This is a genomic window from Streptomyces sp. G45 (assembly GCF_049542095.1).
Lineage (GTDB): Bacteria > Actinomycetota > Actinomycetes > Streptomycetales > Streptomycetaceae > Streptomyces.
The window spans coordinates 1606043-1623563 of the sequence record NZ_JBMUZU010000001.1; the positions used below are offsets into that span (position 1 = coordinate 1606043).

Annotated in this window: 16 protein-coding genes and 1 tRNA gene; 4 read left to right on the plus strand and 13 right to left on the minus strand. The window is 73.0% G+C overall.

Annotated features, from left to right (window positions below):
- Positions 1-32: 32 nt before the first annotated feature.
- Positions 33-677 carry an FMN-binding negative transcriptional regulator gene (locus ACOBQU_RS06320; RefSeq protein ID WP_423624904.1) on the plus strand — a complete coding sequence of 215 codons (645 nt, stop codon included), beginning with the start codon at positions 33-35 and terminating at the stop codon, positions 675-677.
- Between the two features lie 354 nt (positions 678-1031).
- On the opposite strand, the gene ACOBQU_RS06325 is transcribed toward ACOBQU_RS06320, so the two are convergent.
- Positions 1032-1721: an LmbU family transcriptional regulator gene (locus ACOBQU_RS06325; protein ID WP_423624905.1), complete on the minus strand. Its 690-nt coding sequence runs from the start codon at positions 1719-1721 to the stop codon at positions 1032-1034.
- 1301 nt (positions 1722-3022) lie between these two features.
- Here ACOBQU_RS06325 and ACOBQU_RS06330 point away from each other — a divergent pair.
- A complete protein-coding gene (locus tag ACOBQU_RS06330) occupies positions 3023-4258 on the plus strand; it encodes an IS701 family transposase (RefSeq protein ID WP_423624906.1) in 1236 nt (411 codons plus the stop codon).
- 538 nt (positions 4259-4796) lie between these two features.
- Here ACOBQU_RS06330 and ACOBQU_RS06335 read toward each other — a convergent pair.
- From ACOBQU_RS06335 to ACOBQU_RS06345, 3 genes are all read right to left on the minus strand, one after another.
- Complete coding sequence (locus tag ACOBQU_RS06335) at positions 4797-5633, minus strand: DUF4097 family beta strand repeat-containing protein (RefSeq protein WP_423624907.1); 837 nt, start codon at positions 5631-5633, stop codon at positions 4797-4799.
- A gap of 179 nt (positions 5634-5812) precedes the next feature.
- Complete coding sequence (locus ACOBQU_RS06340) at positions 5813-6370, minus strand: hypothetical protein (protein WP_423624908.1); 558 nt, start codon at positions 6368-6370, stop codon at positions 5813-5815.
- A 238-nt stretch (positions 6371-6608) separates the two neighbouring features.
- Positions 6609-6682 (minus strand) — tRNA-Pro (locus ACOBQU_RS06345).
- Between the two features lie 128 nt (positions 6683-6810).
- On the opposite strand from ACOBQU_RS06345, the gene ACOBQU_RS06350 reads away from it, so the two are divergent.
- Entirely contained in the window at positions 6811-7533 is a 723-nt protein-coding gene (locus ACOBQU_RS06350; RefSeq protein ID WP_423624909.1) for a transketolase, read from the plus strand.
- A gap of 100 nt (positions 7534-7633) precedes the next feature.
- Positions 7634-8584 (plus strand): transketolase family protein, encoded by a 951-nt coding sequence (locus ACOBQU_RS06355; protein ID WP_423624910.1) that lies wholly within the window; start codon positions 7634-7636, stop codon positions 8582-8584.
- Between the two features lie 41 nt (positions 8585-8625).
- On the opposite strand, the gene ACOBQU_RS06360 is transcribed toward ACOBQU_RS06355, so the two are convergent.
- From ACOBQU_RS06360 to ACOBQU_RS06400, 9 genes are all read right to left on the minus strand, one after another.
- Positions 8626-8982 carry an MmcQ/YjbR family DNA-binding protein gene (locus ACOBQU_RS06360; protein ID WP_423624911.1) on the minus strand — a complete coding sequence of 119 codons (357 nt, stop codon included), beginning with the start codon at positions 8980-8982 and terminating at the stop codon, positions 8626-8628.
- Positions 8983-9053: 71 nt separating this feature from the next.
- The gene (locus ACOBQU_RS06365) at positions 9054-9980 is read right to left on the minus strand and encodes an alpha/beta fold hydrolase (RefSeq protein WP_423624912.1); all 927 of its coding nucleotides are present in this window, start codon (positions 9978-9980) and stop codon (positions 9054-9056) included.
- A gap of 110 nt (positions 9981-10090) precedes the next feature.
- The gene (locus ACOBQU_RS06370; RefSeq protein WP_423624913.1) at positions 10091-11254 is read right to left on the minus strand and encodes a serine hydrolase domain-containing protein; all 1164 of its coding nucleotides are present in this window, start codon (positions 11252-11254) and stop codon (positions 10091-10093) included.
- Positions 11255-11390: 136 nt separating this feature from the next.
- Complete coding sequence (locus ACOBQU_RS06375; protein ID WP_423624914.1) at positions 11391-11915, minus strand: GNAT family N-acetyltransferase; 525 nt, start codon at positions 11913-11915, stop codon at positions 11391-11393.
- Positions 11912-12499, minus strand: a complete 588-nt coding sequence (locus ACOBQU_RS06380) for a helix-turn-helix domain-containing protein (protein ID WP_423624915.1) — start codon at positions 12497-12499, stop codon at positions 11912-11914. The genes ACOBQU_RS06375 and ACOBQU_RS06380 overlap by 4 nt, the downstream gene beginning before the upstream one ends.
- Before the next feature lie 73 nt (positions 12500-12572).
- Positions 12573-13478 (minus strand): LysR family transcriptional regulator, encoded by a 906-nt coding sequence (locus tag ACOBQU_RS06385; protein ID WP_423624916.1) that lies wholly within the window; start codon positions 13476-13478, stop codon positions 12573-12575.
- Positions 13479-13685: 207 nt separating this feature from the next.
- Positions 13686-14885 (minus strand): glycine C-acetyltransferase, encoded by a 1200-nt coding sequence (locus tag ACOBQU_RS06390; RefSeq protein WP_423624917.1) that lies wholly within the window; start codon positions 14883-14885, stop codon positions 13686-13688.
- Positions 14886-14946: 61 nt separating this feature from the next.
- Positions 14947-15975, minus strand: coding sequence for an L-threonine 3-dehydrogenase (gene tdh / locus ACOBQU_RS06395; RefSeq protein WP_423624918.1), 1029 nt, complete (start codon positions 15973-15975; stop codon positions 14947-14949).
- Positions 15976-16269: 294 nt separating this feature from the next.
- Complete coding sequence (locus tag ACOBQU_RS06400; protein WP_423624919.1) at positions 16270-17454, minus strand: Gfo/Idh/MocA family protein; 1185 nt, start codon at positions 17452-17454, stop codon at positions 16270-16272.
- Between the last annotated feature and the right edge of the window lie 67 nt (positions 17455-17521).

Here is a 17521-nt window from a genome sequence, read left to right on the forward strand (position 1 = left end):
GTGAGTGAGAATAACGAAAGGGTGAACTCCGGATGTTCGTTCCGAGCCAGTACCGTCAGCCGGACAGCTCGTGGATGGTCGAGCTGATCCGCTCCAACCCGTTGGCGCTGTTCGTCAGCAACGGCACTCCCGAAGCGGGCCCGTTCGCCACGCATCTGCCGGTCATCAGGGACCCGGAGTGGACCGGCGAGTGGTCCGAGGACCTGTCCGGCGGTCGACTGCTCGGGCATATGAACCGCGCCAATCCGCACTGGAAGGCGCTGGAGTCGGGCACCGTGAACCTGCTGACGTTCACCGGCCCGCACGGCTACGTCTCCCCGACGGTCTACCAGAAGACACCGGCGGCGCCGACCTGGAACTTCACCTCCGTCCATGTGCACGGCGTGGTGGAGAAGATCGACGGCATAGAGGAGACCCTGGAGGTCGTGAAGGCCACCGTGCGGGCCTACGAGGGTGACTTCGGCGCCGGATGGGACATGTCCGAATCGCTCGACTACTTCCGCAAGATCGTGCCCGCGGTGGGCGCGTTCACCTTCAAGGTGACGGGCGCCGAGGGCATGTTCAAGCTGAGCCAGGAGCAGCCGGACGAGATCCAGGAGCGGGTGCGCAGCTCGTTCGGCGCGCGCGAGTGCACGCGGCACCAGGCCGCGGCGGCGCTCATGGAGAAGCTGCCGTAACCGGCCTGAGCCGGGCCGCCGGGCCGCCGGGCCGCCGGGCGACCGACCGGCGGCCGTGCGCGCCCGGCTCCGCGCCCGGTGGTGTGAGCCCAACTCCACCCTCGTCACTCACGGGACTTCGGGCTCGCGCCGCCGGGCGCTGCGGCTTGTGCCGCTTTTCTGACGGTTAATCAGTTCACTTGCGCCGCCTCTAGGCCCTGCGCCACCTCTAAACCCTGCGCCGCCTCTCGACCGTGCTCGGCCTGTTGGCGGCACAACCGTTGAGGCGAACGCCTGACGGGGAATCAACACGCGATGCCCGTACCCCTCTTGGGAGTACGGGCTCACGTATGGATGCCGTCAGCCGACGGGTCGTCAGGCGCTGATGCCCGTCTTCTCGTCGCTCTCGTCGTCCTCAAGCGCGCGCTCGGCCGCGTTGTCCAGCGTCGCGAGCACCCACTGCTCGAAGTCGATGCCGGACTGCTCGGCCGCCTTGTGCCACCACTGGAGTCGGCTGCCCGGCACCGCGAGGCGCCGCATGGTCTCCGGCGTCTGGGTGCCGTCGCGGGCCTCGTCCTCGCGCGCCACGCGGATGGCGCTGCGCAGCTGCTTGGTGGTCCACTGCATCTGCTCGGCGCGGTCCAGCCACAGCTCCTGCTCGTCGATCGGCAGCGAGGCCAGCTCGGCGTGGTGCTGGAAGCTGAGCGCCGCGCGGCGCCGACTGAAGTCGAAGCGGCGGGAGACCCACGCGTAGTTGCGCAGGGTCTGGTACTGGAGGCCCGCCGCGCGGATGCCGCGCTGGTAGCGGTCGGTGTAGTGGTCCTTGCCGTATACCAGCCAGTCCCCGAGCCACCAGGAAGAGGAGTTTACGATTCCGGAGAGCTGGCGTCCGGCCCGCTCCCAGTCCTCGAAGGTCAGCCCGACCGGCATCTGCAGGCCGACCTTCGTCGTCAGTACCTGGCCACGACGCTCGTCCACTCGGCGCTGCCGCGGGACCGCGTTCGCGCCCCTACGGAACAGCACCACCTTCGAGTCCTCAAGGTCGCCGACCTGGTTCGTCATCATGCCTCCATGTGAATGAACTTCGTACGGACGCAGGCCCAACAGGCCGCGTCCGAACGGAGAAAGCCATGCGGGTAGGACAGCCGTGACCCGGTCCGCGGGGGACCGGTCCGCCGCGCGTGGCGCGCGGCACGGGCTGGCCGATGAATCACAGCCGATCGGCCGGATGAGAGCCCTTTCGAGCCACTGCCGAGTCGGGTCGTCAGAGTTCCGTCAACTCACAGGTGAACCCGCCGGGGTGGCCGCGTGAGCGCATCCCGCCGTCGGGCCGCCCTCACCGTTCGAGGAGGCCACCGGCACAGAGCACGGGCAGGTCCGGCCGTTCGGCGCATCCCTCAGGGCTGCGCGGAAGGCATTCAGTCGGCATGTGTGCGGATACGTACATCAACTACTCGCCCCGTTCAACTACTCGCCCCGTTTCGCCTCGACCGCTGCCCCGACCCTGCCATCGGCGGGCGACGTGTCCCCCGTCGGTTCCGATGGCCCGGCTTCACAGCGGTCTCTTCCAAAGGCCTACCCGAGTAGAACCCGGTCCCTGTTGGTGATTCAAGGAAGAGGCCGTCGCTCGTCGCGACTTTTCGAAGTCCGAACAAGATAGCCCAGCACCGCTATCCCTGTCCTGGTGTGGCGCGAGCCTCCTCAGGACCCCGGGAGCGGGGGCTTTGCCGATCAACTTCCGCCAGCGGCGGCAAGAATTCGGCCAACCACCCTGTGAACTCGAACTGTTGCAGAAGAGAAGGGGACCTACAGGAGGCCGGAACCTCTCGTCGAGTTCACCGGGACCCGAACCTTCACAAAAAGTGACATATCGTCACCTTTACTGCTCAGTAGCCGAATCCCCAGGGTGCTAGTGGACTCTAGCACTTTCCATACGAACCTTTAACGCCTTTCCCCGACCTGTCTCCTGAAGCGCCGAGTGCGCCCCCTCGGTCGCCATGTGCCCGCCAACCATGCGGAGTTCCGCCGTACTCATGGAGGGGGAGGTGCACGGCGACGTACCCATGGGTAGCGGAGCCCGCGGAGGGGCGGGCGGGGAAGGACCCGGGCAAGCGGAAGCGGAGCCGCCGAGGAGGCTCGGGGAGCACGAGCCCCGCACCGCCGGCGCCCGCCGCACGCGCGCCCCCGTCCCTGCACCCCTCGGCGGGCCGTGTACCACCGGCCGTGCCTCACAAGCGCGTTGCCCTGGTTTGCCACCGTGGTTGCCACATCAGTCACGCCCGCAGCAAGATGGTGTGACGCGCTCTCGGATCCTAGACTCGACGCTCGGCAGCCGCCGCACAGGGACGTCCGGGAGGGATCGCAGCATGGTTGTGCCCTGCGCATCGCCAACGTCGACGCCGTCCGACGAGGAACCGGGTCCCCATCTCGCGTCGCCCTTCAGTGACTTCACCAACCGGGTCTTCCGGAATCTGCGCCGGTCGGACCAGCGCAAGTGGGCGGGCGCCTATCTGGCGGGGCTGCTCGTCACGCCCGGCAAGAAGTCCGTGCGCCGTCTGGCCGGGGCCGTCTCGGCCTCCCCCACCGCCGTGCAGTCGCTGCGCCAGTTCGTCAGCCTGAGCCCCTGGGACTGGACCCCGGTGATGGACGAGCTGACGCGCTGGGCCGAGAGCCACGGCCCGGCGCCCACCTGGGCGATCGGCCGCGCGGTGCTGCCCAAGCGCGGCGACCGCTCCGTGGGGGTGCATCGCTACTTCGACCCCACCACCGGCCGCACCCTGAACTGCCAGCTCGGCCTCGGCGCCTTCCTGTGCATCGGCGCCCTGCAAGTCCCCGTCGACTGGCGGCTCTTGCTGCCCGCGCCGTGGACGGAGGACGCCCAGCTGCGCCGCCGCGCGCGCATACCGGACGAGGTGCGCTACCGCCCGCTGTGGGCCCAGGCCCTGGACCTGGTCGACACCCTGGAGTCGCGCACGGAGCCCACGTCCGCGCCCGTCGTCGCCGACATGAGCGACGACCCCGACGTGGGGCTCTTCCTGCGCGGACTCAGCCAGCGGGCGCGGGACTTCGTGATCGCCGTCCCCCAGCACCTGAAGGTCCTGCCGGTGGGCGAGCGCGCCCTGGGCTGCCCGGAGCCGGTCAGCGCCCGGGCCCATGTGACCACCGGCGGCAGCGACACCGTCCTCGTCGCCACGCCGGACGGGCGGCAGCGCAGCGTCGCGGTGCGGTCCGTGCTCGTCCGGCTTCCGGGCGCCCGCCCGGGCGCCACCCCCGAGTATCCGTACCGGCTCTTCACCGAAGTGCTCCCCGAGGGCCGCTCGGGCAGCATGTGGATCACCAGTCTCACGCACCGCCGACTCGACAACGTTGCCTCACTCGCCGCGTTCCGCACCGGCACCACCACGGCGGTCACGGGGATGGAACGTCACTTCGGGCTCCTCGACTTCGAGGGCCGCTCCTTCCCCGGCTGGTACCACCACATGACGCTCGTTTCCGCCGCGTACACCTATCAGCGGCTGACCCACCGGCCGGTTCCCCGGCATCTTCCGCGCTGTCCCGCACCCCATCCCCGGATGAGTCCGGAACGCCTGCACCTGGTGTGACCCCTCTCGGCGGCCCGGAACACACTCCGCGAAATTGGCGTGTCGCATACGGGAATTCAGGAACACGGCACAAACCGTGAATTCCGGTGCGGGGTCGCTTACTCGACGTGCCTTGACGGGGCCTTGATGGGTCCTTGCCGGGCCCTTGACGGAGCGCGGATTCCGTCAAGATTGTTCGGTCCGTGCGCTATGGGCGAGTTGCCGACTACGCGAACGGCGAGGCGCGTTGGGGAACACAGCGTGAGTGGGCACCACAGCGTGAGTGGGTACGCGTGCGGGGCACGCGTACGAAGGCGACGAGTACGGGGGCTGGTTCCGGCCGGTGTTCGCGAACCGCGCTCCGGGGGCCGTGGCTCGCCTAGAATTCGGCGCGAGATGTCCGGTGTCCCCGCCCCGCGCGGGCGCGCACCGGCAGGGGTGCGGCCCTGGAAACCGCCGGGGGAGGTCGGTCTCCAGGGCCGCCGGATCGGCACCGGCGTGCGGCAGCACGCTCGTGCCGAGGCTCTGGGGGGCGCGGCGTCCGCGGCCCCGCGGTCGGTCAGGCCCGGTGGATCGCGACGTCACCGGCGCGGGTGCAGGCGTGCACCTCGACGGTGTCGTCGGACGTCCCCGGCCCGTCGGCCGCCGTCATGAAGTTGTGCACGCTGCCCGCCCGGGACGAGACGTCGAGCAGCGCGGCCGTGCCGCTGCCGATGCCGACGTCGAGCCGCCCGCTGGTGGTGTCGAGCACCACCGAGCCGCGCACGACCTCGCCGATCCGGATGTCGCCGTTGGCGGTCCTGGCGTCGACCGCCCGGTGGGCCTTGCCGACGGTGAGGGCGCCGTTGGCCGCGCTCAGACGCAGGTCTCCGGTCACCTCGCCGAGCCAGCTGTCGCCGTTCCGGTTCTTCACGATGGCGGGGCCCGCGACCTCGCAGATCCGTACGTCGCCCGTTCCGGTGGTGGCCTCGGCGCGGCCGCGCACCCGGTCCACGCTGATGTCCCCGGCCGAGCTGGACACGTCGAGCGGTCCGGTCTCCTCAAGCCGGATGTCCCCGACGGAGGTGGTGAACCGGCACGCGCCGAGCCGTCCCGTCGCCCGCAGGTCCGCCACGCCCGCGGCGCCGCGCACGGCCGAGCCCGCGGGCAGCGCGATCGTCACGGCCACGGAACCGGCCTTGCCGAAGCCCCGCTGCCGGGGCCCCCTCACGCGCAGCGCGCCCCGCGTGTGCTCGACGCGGGTGCGCTCGGCCGCCGCGACGTCCGCCGGGCGCCGCGGGTCGCTGGGGCGCACCTCCACGTCCGTGTCGGTGCGGGGCGCCGCGGCGACCCGGACGTCCCCGATCACGAGGTCGATCGTGACGGAGATGGGCTGTGGCGTCTCATACGCGGGCATCGCTGGCCTTCTCGTCGGCGGGCTTCGCTGGCCTTGTCACTGGCCTTCTCATACGGGGGCGCGGCCGGTCTTTCTCAACGGCCGGTGCGGACCGGCCGCGTCCCCGTTCGGTCTCGTCTGTCGTCGGTCGTCGTGCGCTCCCTGGTGGCCTGGTCCGGGCTTGGGCGGGCCGGTCTAGTTCACCCAGCCCGTGTAGCGCTGGGGCGTGCCGGGTGCGCCCCGCGGGGGCGCTGTTCGGCGCGGCGGCCGCGGTCGTCGTAGTCGAGCATCGCGGACACCGCGCGGACCAGCCAGGCGTTGACCGAGAGCCGCTCGCGCCCGGCGGCCTCCTCTATCCGGGCCTTGAGGTGCTCGGGTGGCCGGAAGTTGATGCGGGATGTCGCTCCGTCGTCCCCGTTGACCGCCACTGGCGCCATGGGCCGCAGCGATGGCGCCATGCCGTGCGGCCCGTGGTCGTACTGGTGGTCCGGGCCGTCGTCGTACCGCTGGCCCTCCGGGGGCGGGGAGACGACGAAGGTCGGGTCGAGGCCCCGCAGGCGCAGCTCCACCGAGCCGGGAGCCAGGTCACGGGTGATCTCGTCCGCGGCGGCCGACAGGGCGTCGAGGAGGGTGAGCCGGACGGCGGACGCCAGCGGCGCGACCAGCCGCTCGGCGAGTTCGCGCGTCTCCTCGTCTCCCGACTCCACCGCGCCCGAGAGCTCCTGGCGCAGGTAGTCGACATACCGCGTGAGTTCCATGGCGCCATCGTCGCACCACTCTGGCGCCACGCGCAAGCGTTCGAGGCATCACTCCCGTCCGACCTTGGCACTCTCCTGGCACACCAATGCCCCATGGGAGGCGCGGGGACGGCCCACGGAGGCACACGAACAGCGCAGGGAGGCGTCCGGACGAAGGGCCGCCCCAGCAGAGCGCGAGAAACGCCAGAGGCCGCATCGGCTGTCTCCGATGCGGCCTCTGGCGTACGACTTCGAAAAGTCGGGACGACAGGATTTGAACCTGCGACCCCTTGACCCCCAGTCAAGTGCGCTACCAAGCTGCGCCACGTCCCGTTGCCCGTGTGACCTGGGGTTTCCCCCTGGCCGAACGCGCACCGAAACAATACCGCACTCCGACCGGTGATCGCTCCCACCTTTCGGCTCTTGACCTCAACCAAAGTCGAGGTTGCACGCTCGTCGGCATGACGACGACAACGCAGCGCACCTTCACCTATGCCGATCTGCCCGGCCTGATGAGCCGGATGACGGGGGACGAGAAGCACGGACCCGCCGCGACGTCGACGCTCGACGCGCTGTGGGTGCTGTACGACCGCGTGCTGAGGGTCACACCCGACCGCGTCGACGACCCGGAGCGGGACCGGTTCCTGCTCTCCAAGGGGCACGGACCGATGGCGTACTACGCGGTCCTGGCCGCCAAGGGCTTCGTGCCGGTCGACTGGCTCGCGGACTTCGGGGCGTACGACTCGCCGCTCGGGCACCACCCGGACCGGGTGCTCGTGCCGGGCGCCGAGATAGGCAGCGGCTCGCTGGGGCACGGGCTGCCGCTCGCGGTCGGCACCGCCCTCGGTCTGCGCGCCCGCGGCCTCACCGACCCGCGGGTGTGGGTGCTCGTCGGGGACGCGGAGCTGGACGAGGGCAGCAACCACGAGGCCATCGCCTACGCCGGGCCCGCGGGCCTGGACCGGCTGCACACCCTCGTGATCGACAACGCGTCGGCGAGCTACGCGCGGCCCGGCGGCATCGCCGCCCGCTTCGCGGCGGCCGGGTGGTCCACCCGGACCGTCGACGGCCGCGACCACGACGCGCTGTACGAGGCCTACACCGCGCCGCATCCGGGGCGGCCGCACGCGGTCATCGCCCGCGTGGAGCCCCGGGAGTCGGCGCAGGAGCCGCGGGTGGCCTGACCCCGCCACCACCACGGCCGCCACCGGCTCCCCCTCCCCTGCGGCTCCGCCCCCTCCCTCCCCTCCCCCACTCCTCGGACTTCCGGAAGGACCCCCTCCCATGGACACCATGCGTGACCGCTTCGCCCCGGTGATGACGCGACTGCTCGACGAGGACCCGCGGGTCGCCGTCGTGCTCGCCGAGATCGGCGTGGGCGCCTTCGACGAGGCGCTGCGCGCCCACCCGGACCGGGTGATCAACGTCGGCATCCGGGAGCAGCTGCTCATCGGCGCCGGTGCCGGGCTGGCGCTGGCGGGGCTCAGGCCCGTCGTGCACACCTTCGCGAGCTTCCTCGTGGAGCGGCCCTTCGAACAGCTCAAGCTGGACTTCGGGCACCAGAACGTGGGCGGGGTGCTGGTCAGCGCCGCGGCCTCGTTCGACTGGCCCGAGGGCGGCTTCACCCATATGTCGCCGGGCGACGTCGCGCTCATCGACACGCTCGACGGCTGGACCACGCACGTGCCGGGCCACCCCGACGAGGCGGAGGCGCTGCTGCGGCACGCGGTCGGCGCGGGCACCGGCAAGGACGACAGGGTCTACGTCCGGCTGTCCGTGCAGAGCAACGCGGCGCCGATGCCCGTCGACGGCGAGCGCTTCCTGACCGTGCGCGAGGGCCGCGGCGGCGTCGTGGTCGCCGTCGGGCCGATGCTCGACCACGTGCTCGCGGCGACCGAGGGGCTCGACGTGACGGTGCTGTACGCGACGACCGTGCGGCCCTTCGACGGGGCGGCGCTGCGCCGGGCCGTCGGCGCCACGGCCGACGTCGTGCTGGTCGAGCCGTACCTGGCGGGGACGTCGACGGCCGCCGCCAACGACGCGCTCGCCGACGTACCTCACCGGGTCCTCGGCCTCGGTGTGGGGCGCCGCGAGCTGCGCCGCTACGGCCGCGTCGACGAGCACCTGCGGGCGCACGGCCTGGACGCCGCCTCGCTGCGGGAGCGGATCAGCGCCTTCCTCGGCGAGCGGGCGGCCGTGGCAGGCGGGCGGGCGGCCGTGGCAGCGGGCCGGTAGCGCCCCGCGGGGGTGCGGCCCCGGCGGTCAGTCGGCGGCGGTCAGTCGGCGGCGGGCACTCCCAACTCCGGGTGGGCGTCGAGGAGTTTCGTCGGCGCGGCCTGGCGCCAGGAGTCGGCGAGGATGTCACCCAGCTCCTCCTTGTCCAGGGCTCTGAGGCGCACCCGCACCCAGGCGAAGCTCGCCTCGTGGTCGGCGATCCAGAACTTGTCCGGCTCGGCGAGCACCAGTTCGTCGCGCTCCAGCTTCGGGCAGCGCACGGCGATGGACGTCTCGTCCTCGGGCAGCGTGGCGAACATCTTGCCCGCGACGCGGAACGTCGGCATGCTCCACGCGATCTTCTCGGTGGTGTCGGGCAGGGCGAGGGCGGTGCGGCGTACGTCGTCGGCGTTGACCATGGAAAGACGGTAGCCAAGCCCACTGACAATCACCCTCCAGGGCCGGGCGCCCGGCCCTCCCCGGTGGGTCCTCACCCCACTCGCGCGTCCAGCCACGCCGTGAGGTCCTCGTGCACCTCGTCCCGGTTGGTCTCGTTCAGGATCTCGTGCCGCGCGCCCTCGTAGCCCTTCCAGGTGAGGTCGCGCACGCCCGCGTAGCGCAGGTCCTCCAGGAGTTCGTACACCAGCGTCATCCGCTGGTTGCAGGGGTCCTCGGTGCCCGCGACGACGTGGACGGGCAGGTCGGCGGGGATGTCGGCCAGGTGCCGGGGGTCGTTGACCTTGCGGACGGCGCGCGTCCAGGCCAGGGACAGGCCCGCCGAGAACGGGAAGCCGCAGCGCTCGTCGGCGACGTACGCGTCCACCTCCGCCTCGTCGCGGGAGAGCCACTCGAAGCCGGTGCGGTGCGGATAGGGGTCGTTGAAGGAGGCGAACAGGCGCGGCACGAAGGACGAGGGGGCCGCGGGCCCGTGCTCGGCGACCTCGCGCTCCAGGTGGGCGAGGGCACCGCCGACCTCCGCGCCGGGCAGCGAGCGGAACGTGCCGCACAGGACGAGTCCCGAGAGCCCGTCGGCGTGCTCCTGGGCGTAGTCCCGCGCGAGCATCGAGCCGAGGCTGTGGCCGAACAGCACGACGGGCACTCCGGGGTGCAGGGCGCGGACCTGGTCGCCGACGCCCCTGAGGTCGTCGACGATGGCGCGCCAGGCGTCCGGTTTCCCCTCCGCCACCCCGTAGCCGCCCGTGGCCTGTGCCGTGGCCCCGTGCCCCCGGTGGTCGGAGGCGACCACCGCGTAGCCGTGCGCGGTCAGGTGGCGGGCGAACCGGTCGTAGCGCAGGGCGTGTTCGGCGGCGCCGTGCGCGATCTGCACGACGGCGCGGGGCCTGTCGGCGGGCGTCCAGGTGTAGGTGGCGACGGGCACGCCGTCGGACGCGGTCATCAGTCCCGAGGTGTACGGCATCGAAAGGCCCCCTGTGCGGCTGCGCTTCGTCGGCTGTCCCGGCAACGCCTCCCCCGCGCGCGGGACGCCAACCCTTCGCGGCGGACGAGGGTCCCTCGGGCGGCGGCCCCTCAGCGGTCGTACGCGAAGCCCGGCGCGCCGAACTCGGCCTCCAGGAGACGGTCGAAGACGGGGAAGCCGGAGTAGTCGTTGGCGACGTGCGCGGCCAGGGTGCGGCGGCCGTCGGGGGTGCCGAGGACCAGGGCGTGGGCGCCGGTGCTCGCACCCGTGCAGCCGCGCAGGGTCCGCCCGTCGGACAGCGTCAGCTCGTACACGCCGAGGCCGTAGGCGGTGTGGGCGAGCCAGTGGGCGCCCTTGGTGGACTCCGTGGCCCACATCGCGCGGTGCTGGGCCTCGGGGAGCAGGTCGCCGGTGATCAGCGCGTCCATGAACACGATCAGCTCGTCGAGGGGCGCCACGACGTTGGCGGCGCCCCAGGCCCACGACGTGTTGGCCTTGGTGGTGTCCAGGGGCGGGAGCGCCGGATCCTCCAGGAGCGACGGCCAGTTGTCGGGTGTGACGTCCTCGGGGCGCACGCCGTCCCTGAAGAACATCTTCGAGTGCAGCCTGGGGTGCGGGCCCCAGTAACCGGGGTCCGCGCGATGGCGTACGAAGGTGTGGGTGAGGCCGAGCGGCCGGACCACGGCCCGGTCGACCTCGGACTCGAAGCTGTTGCCGGTGGCCGCCTCCACGATGGCCGCGGCGAACGCGTAGCCGCCCGTGGAGTACCAGAACCGCTCGCCCGGCGCGCCCGCGGGCGGCTCCGACACGGCGAGCCGCAGCACGTCCTCGCGCCGCCAGACGTCGTAGCGGTGCTCGCGGAACGCGGCGCGGGTGCCGTAGCGGCGCTGCACCTCCAGGGCCATGCCGGTGGAGAACAGGCCGCTGGTGTGGGACAGCAGGTGCCGGACGGTGACCCGGGAGCCGTCATAGCCGTTCCCGGCGAGCGCGCCCGGCAGCCACCGCTCCACGGTGTCGTCGAGGCTCAGCCTGCCCTCGGCCTCCAGGCTCAGCACGGTGGCGGCGGTGTACGCCTGGGAGATGCCGCCCAAGTGCAGCCGCTCGCCCGGCGCGCGGGCCTCCCCGGTCGCGGCGTCGGCCGTCCCCGCGGCGTCGAACCAGGTGCCGTCGCCGTCCTGGACCTGGACGGCGACGCTGGGGGCGCCGCCCCTGACCACCGCCCAGTCCAGGACGTCGCTCAGCGTGTCGCGTCCGGGGCCTGTGTAGGCTGCCACGTCATTTCCCTCCTCGGGTCGCGTGGATACCCGCCCACTGTGCGTGACGCCACTGACACGCCACTGGCACGGGGCCCACACGCGCCGCCGGGGCGTGTCAGCCGGGGGGCGGGCAGGCGGGGGCTGGGGGCGCGGGTCACCCCGTCCGCAGGAGCTTGTAGAACAGCGTCGTCGGGCACAGTACGCCCGCCGGGTCCGCCGCGTGGTCCGGGACGACGCCGAGCCGGGTCCACCCGGCCGACGCGTACAGGGCCTCCGCGGGGCTGTCGGTCTGGGTGTCCAGGAGCAGCAGGGTCACGCCCGCCGCTGCCGCCTCGCGCTCGGCGTGGGCCAGCAGGGCCCGGCCGAGGCCCCGCCCGCGGGCGTCGCGGTGGACGAGCAGCTTGACGACCTCCGCGCGGTGGCGGGCGTTGGGCTTGTCGGCGAAGGCGAGGCTGACGGTGCCGGTGAGGCGCCCGCCGTCGCTGACCGCCCAGGTCGCGACGCGGCCCGCGGTCACGTCCGGGGCCCGGTCGCGCCACCAGCGGGCGGCGTCGGCCCGGTCCAGGCCCGCGAGGAAGCCGACGGACGCGCCGCCGTCCACGGCGTCGACGAGGAGGTCCCCCAACTCCTCGGCGAGGGCCGCCACCTGCCCGCCGTCGAGGCGCCGCGCGGCGCTCACGGCGCCACCACCAGGAGCGCGTACCGCGCGGGCCGCTCGCCGCGGCAGCGGAAGCGCGTGGCGCCCCACACCCGGAACCGCAGGCAGTCCCCGGCCGCGAGGCCGTGCGTCTCGTCCCGCACCGTGACGTCGAGCGCGCCCTCCAGGACCCACAGGTGCTGTTCCAGGCCGGGCACGGGCGGCCGGTCGTACGCGACGTCGGCGCCGGGCGCCAGCGTCGCGTCGACGACCTCGCCGCGCATCCCCGCGAGCGGCGGCGACACCGACCGGCGGGTGAACCCGGCGCCGGGGTCCGTCCACACGGCCTGGTCGGCGGCGCGCACCAGCCGCGCGGGCTCGGCCTCGACCTCGCTCAGGAGCTGCGACATGGTGCGCCCGTAGGCCCCGCACAGCCGGTTCAGGACGGCCGCGGTGGGGCTGATCTCCGCCCGCTCGGCGCGCGACAGCGTGGACCGGCTGACCCCGCTGCGCTCCGCCAGCTCGCCCAGCGACCAGCCGCGCTCGGCGCGCAGCCCGGCGAGGCGCGCCGCGAGCCGGGCGTCGACGTCGGTGCCGCCGACGGCACCCTCCTCCTCGTATCCCATATACGGGACCCTATCCCAGATACGGGATACGAGGGTCCGGTGCGGGGCGGCTTCCCGGGCGGGCCCCGTCCCCTCAGTCCTCCGCCGCGGCGTCGCCCAGGGCGTCGAGCACCGGGGCGATCAGCGGGTGCTCCTCGGCCCCGTGCCGCACGGCGGCGAACACCCGCCGCGTGGGGGCGATCCCGTCCACCGGCCGGATGACCACGCCCGCCAGGTCCATGCCGCGCAGCGCGGACCGCGGTACGAGGGCCACGCCCGCCCCGGCCGAGGCCAGCGCCACGACCGCGCGGAAGTCGTCCGACGTGTGCTCCAGGACCGGCTGGAACCCGGCGTGCTCGCAGGCGAGGACCACCACGTCGTGGCAAGGGTTGCCGGGGAACGGCCCGATCCAGGCGTCCTTCGCCAGGTCGCCGAGCGGCACCCGCCCCGCGGCGGCGAGCGCGTGCGCCACCGGCAGCACGGCGTCGAACGGCTCGGCGTACAGCGGCACCCGGGTCAGCCGCGGGTCGTCCGCGCCGGGCGCGCCCCGGTACTCCACGGCCACCGCGACGTCGACCTGCCGGTCCAGGACCATCGGCAGGCTGGCGTCGCCCTCGGCGTCCTGGACGCGGACCCGGATGCCGGGCGAGGTCTCGGCGAGCCGCCGCAGCGCCGGGGCGACGACCAGCCCGATGCCCGTCGCGAACGACGCCAGCGTGACCGTCCCCGCGGCGCCCGAGCTGTACGCCGCCAGCTCCGCCTCGGCGCGCTCCAGCTGGGCCAGCACCGCGTTCGTGTGGGCCAGCAGGATCTCGCCCGCGGGCGTGAGCCGCACGCCGCGCGCGGAGCGGTCCACCAGGCGGTGGCCCGTCTCCTGCTCCAGCGCGGTGAGCTGCTGCGATACGGCGGACGGGGTGAGGTAGAGCGCGGCGGCCGCGGCGGTCACCGTACGGTGATCGGCCACCGCCCGAAGAATGTGCAACCGCCGCGCCTCGATCATGCGGTGATTGTCCCACCCATCCCTGGCGTGGGCGCCCACCACCGCCCATCGACGCTCCGCGCCTCGTCCTCAAACGCCGGACGGGCTATATCCAGCCCGTCCGGCGTTTGAGGACGAGGCCGAAGGCCGATCAACGGGGGTGCCAGGGGGCGGAGCCCCATGGTTTCGGGAAAGGGGCGGGTCTGGGGCGCCCCCGCGAGGGCTCGGCTACGCCTCCAGTTCGGCCCGCGCAGCGACGAACGCGGAGACGGCCCGGTCCACGTCCCCCACGGAGTGCGCCGCCGACAGCTGCACCCGAATCCGCGCCTGCCCCTGCGGCACCACCGGATACGAGAAGCCGATCACGTACACGCCCCGCTCCAGCAGCAGCTCCGCCATGCGCCCCGCCTTCGCCGCGTCCCCGATCATGACGGGCGCGATGGCGTGGTCGCCCGGCAGCACGTCGAAGCCCTCCTCCGTCATCCGGGACCGGAACCGCGCGGTGTTGGCGGTCAGCCGCTCCCGCAGGTCACCGGCGCCCTCCAGCAGGTCGAGCACCTTCAGGGAGGCGGCCGCGATGACCGGGGCGAGGGTGTTGGAGAAGAGGTAGGGACGCGACCGCTGCCGCAGCAGCGCGACGATCTCGGCGCGGGCGGCGACATAGCCGCCGGAGGCGCCGCCGAGCGCCTTGCCGAGGGTGCCGGTGACGATGTCGACGCGGTCCATGACGCCGTGCAGTTCGGGCGTGCCGCGCCCGCCGGGCCCGACGAAGCCGACGGCGTGCGAGTCGTCGACCATGACCATGGCGTCGTACCGCTCGGCGAGGTCGCAGATGTCCGCGAGCGGGGCGACGTACCCGTCCATGGAGAACACGCCGTCGGTGACGATGAGCTTGCGCCGGGCGCCGCCCTCGACGGCCTCCTTGAGCTGCTTCTCCAGGTCGGCCATGTCGCGGTTGGCGTACCGGAAGCGGCGGGCCTTGGACAGGCGGATGCCGTCGATGATCGAGGCGTGGTTGAGGGCGTCGGAGATCACCGCGTCCTCCGCGCCGAGCAGCGTCTCGAAGACACCGCCGTTGGCGTCGAAGCAGGAGGAGTACAGGATGGTGTCCTCCTGGCCGAGGAACGCCGAGAGCCGGGCCTCCAGTTCCTTGTGGACCTCCTGGGTGCCGCAGATGAAGCGCACGGACGCCATGCCGTAGCCCCAGCGGTCCAGCGCCTCGTGCGCGGCGGCGATCACCTCGGGGTGGTCGGCGAGGCCGAGGTAGTTGTTCGCGCAGAAGTTGAGGACCTCGCCCGGGCGCCCGCCCGCCGTGACGGCGACGGTCGCGGACTGCGGGGTGCCGATGACGCGCTCGGGCTTGTGCAGACCGGCGGCGCGGATCTCGTCGAGGGTGGCGGCCAGGTCGTCGCGTACGGAGTCGAACATGCGGGATTCCTTCGGGAGTTCGGGCGGGCGGGGCGAACGGGACGGACGGGACGGACGGGGCTCAGGCGGTCCAGTCCAGGATGACCTTGCCGCCGCGGCCGCTCGCCGCGTCGTCGAAGGCCGCCTGGAAGTCCCGGTAGCCGTAGCGTCCGGTGACGACGGGCGTGAGGTCCAGGCCGCCTTCGAGCAGCACGGACATGGCGTACCACGTCTCGAACATCTCACGGCCGTAGATGCCCTTGATCGTGATCATGGAGGTGACGATCCGCGCCCAGTCGACCGCGAACTCCTCGGACGGCAGGCCCAGCATGGCGATCTTGCCGCCGTGCGTCATGTTGGCCACCATGTCGCGCATGGCGCGCGGGTTGCCGGACATCTCCAGGCCCACGTCGAAGCCCTCGCGCAGGCCGAGTTCGCGCTGGCCGTCGGCGATGGTCGACTCGGCGACGTTCAGGGCGAGGCTGACGCCGACCTTGCGGGCCAGCTGGAGGCGCTCCTCGCTGACGTCGGTGACGACGACGTGCCGGGCCCCGGCGTGCCGGGCGACGGCGGCAGCCATCAGGCCGATCGGCCCGGCGCCGGTGATCAGGACGTCCTCGCCGACCAGCGGGAAGGACAGGGCGGTGTGCACGGCGTTGCCGAACGGGTCGAAGATCGCCGCGATGTCGAGGTCCACCGGCACCCGGTGCACCCACGCATTGGTCGCGGGCAGCGCGACGTACTCCGCGAACGCGCCGTCGCGGCCCACGCCGAGGCCCACCGTCGCGCGGCACAGATGGCGCCGCCCGGCCAGGCAGTTGCGGCACTTGCCGCACACCAGGTGGCCCTCGCCGCTCACCAGGTCGCCCGGCTTGACGTCGGCGACGTCCCGGCCGGTCTCGACGACCTCGCCGACGAACTCGTGGCCGACCACCAGCGGCGCCTGGATCGTCTGCTGGGCCCAGCCGTCCCAGGCACGGATGTGCAGGTCGGTGCCGCAGATACCGGTGCGCAGCACCTTGATCAGGACGTCGCCGGGGCCGATGACCGGCTCCGGGACGTCCATGAGACGGAGGCCCGGCTCCGCTTTCTCCTTGACCAGCGCCTTCACGCCACGGCTCCTGTCGTACGGCAGATGGGGGTGCGTCCCGGACAGGTCGGCCCGGCAGCGGGCGGGCCAGCGGACAGGCCGACGGGCAGGCCAGCGGACAAGCCGACGGACAGGCCGACGGCACGCGGGCGAGCGCGCCCGGGAACGCGTCTGAAGCAATCTTCCGTAACCCTGGCCCCTGGTCCATCGAGGATTTCTTAACCACGGCCGCAGCTTTCCTTCAGACCCCAGGCGAAGCCCCCGCGCGCGACGCCCCGCGCGTCAACCGGAACCCCGGCTTCTCAGCCGTTCCGCCTAGCGCGTCTGGCCCCGTTCGAAGTAGGCGGCCAGCTCCGGATCCAGCGGCGGCACCTCGCGCGGCGCCCCGCCGTCCCGCAGCGACTCGGTCGCCCGGACGCCCGCCGCGACGGCCATGCGGGCGGCCACCGGCGAGGTGTCGGTGCGTCCCCCGTGGCGTACGAAGCGCAGGAACTCGTCGATCAGGAGCGGGTCCGCGCCGCCGTGCCCGGCCTCGTCCTGCGCGTCCGGGATCGCGTACGCGGCGTCGCCCTCGGGCCGGTGCGGGGAGCGCCGCCCGTTCCACACCCGGACGACTCCGCCGGGTCCGTCGCCGAAGTTCTCCAGGCGGCCCGCGTCGCCGATGACGGTGTAGTTCCGCCAGTAGTCGGGGGTGAAGTGGCACTGCTGGTAGGCGGCGAGGACGCCGTTGTCCAGGCGCAGGTTGACCAGGGACACGTCCTCGACGTCGATGACCGGGTTGAGGTCGCGCTGGGTGTGCGGCGGCCAGTTGCGTTCCGGGGCGTAGAAGTCGTCGGGCTTGGGCTCGCCCGGGGCGCGGCGGTGCGGGAGGCCGCCGTACACCATGAGGTCGCCGAGCGCCTGCACCCGGCGGGTGTAGCCGTCCGCGAGCCAGTGCACGACGTCCAGGTCGTGCGCGGCCTTCTGGAGCAGCAGGCCGGTGGTGTACCGCCGCTCGGCGTGCCAGTCCTTGAAGTACCAGTCGCCGCCGTGCCCCACGAAGTGGCGCACCCAGACCGTCTTGACCTCGCCTATCTCGCCGCGCGCGACGATGTCGCGCATCAGCCGGACCACGGGCATGTGGCGCATGTTGTGCCCCACGTACAGTCGCGTCCCGGTCTCGTACGCGGTCCGCAGCACCGCGTCGCACGCCTCGACGGCGATGTCCAGGGGCTTCTCCACGAAGACGGGCCTGCCCGCGCGCAGGGCGTCCTGGGTGAGCGGGGCGTGGGTGTGGTCGGGGGTGAGGACGACGACCGCGTCGACGTCGGGGGCGTCCAGCACCTTGCGGGCGTCGTCGTACGTGCGGACGCCGGGCAGGTCGGCGGCGGCGCGGTCGCGGGCGGCCGGGTCGGGGTCGGCGAGCGCGGTGACGCGGGCCCCCGCGCCGGGCCGGTGCGCCGTGCGGGCGAGGGAGCCGCGCAGGCCGTAGCCGAGGACGCCGAGGCGTAGGTCGGTCATGGGCTGCCTCCCGCGGTGTCCGGCCGGTTCCCCGGCGTGCGGCCGGGGCCCGCACCGTAGTGACCGC

Excerpts from the sequence above, each read along its gene's own strand:
- ACOBQU_RS06340 (WP_423624908.1), bottom strand. The coding sequence starts at position 6,370 with ATGGAACTCACGCGGTATGTCGACTACCTGCGCCAGGAGCTCTCGGGC.
- ACOBQU_RS06330 (WP_423624906.1), top strand. The coding sequence starts at position 3,023 with ATGGTTGTGCCCTGCGCATCGCCAACGTCGACGCCGTCCGACGAGGAA.
- ACOBQU_RS06335 (WP_423624907.1), bottom strand. The coding sequence starts at position 5,633 with ATGCCCGCGTATGAGACGCCACAGCCCATCTCCGTCACGATCGACCTC.
- ACOBQU_RS06385 (WP_423624916.1), bottom strand. The coding sequence starts at position 13,478 with ATGATCGAGGCGCGGCGGTTGCACATTCTTCGGGCGGTGGCCGATCAC.
- ACOBQU_RS06320 (WP_423624904.1), top strand. The coding sequence starts at position 33 with ATGTTCGTTCCGAGCCAGTACCGTCAGCCGGACAGCTCGTGGATGGTC.
- ACOBQU_RS06380 (WP_423624915.1), bottom strand. The coding sequence starts at position 12,499 with ATGGGATACGAGGAGGAGGGTGCCGTCGGCGGCACCGACGTCGACGCC.
- ACOBQU_RS06390 (WP_423624917.1), bottom strand. The coding sequence starts at position 14,885 with ATGTTCGACTCCGTACGCGACGACCTGGCCGCCACCCTCGACGAGATC.
- ACOBQU_RS06360 (WP_423624911.1), bottom strand. The coding sequence starts at position 8,982 with ATGGTCAACGCCGACGACGTACGCCGCACCGCCCTCGCCCTGCCCGAC.
- ACOBQU_RS06350 (WP_423624909.1), top strand. The coding sequence starts at position 6,811 with ATGACGACGACAACGCAGCGCACCTTCACCTATGCCGATCTGCCCGGC.
- ACOBQU_RS06355 (WP_423624910.1), top strand. The coding sequence starts at position 7,634 with ATGGACACCATGCGTGACCGCTTCGCCCCGGTGATGACGCGACTGCTC.
- ACOBQU_RS06325 (WP_423624905.1), bottom strand. The coding sequence starts at position 1,721 with ATGATGACGAACCAGGTCGGCGACCTTGAGGACTCGAAGGTGGTGCTG.
- ACOBQU_RS06400 (WP_423624919.1), bottom strand. The coding sequence starts at position 17,454 with ATGACCGACCTACGCCTCGGCGTCCTCGGCTACGGCCTGCGCGGCTCC.
- ACOBQU_RS06365 (WP_423624912.1), bottom strand. The coding sequence starts at position 9,980 with ATGCCGTACACCTCGGGACTGATGACCGCGTCCGACGGCGTGCCCGTC.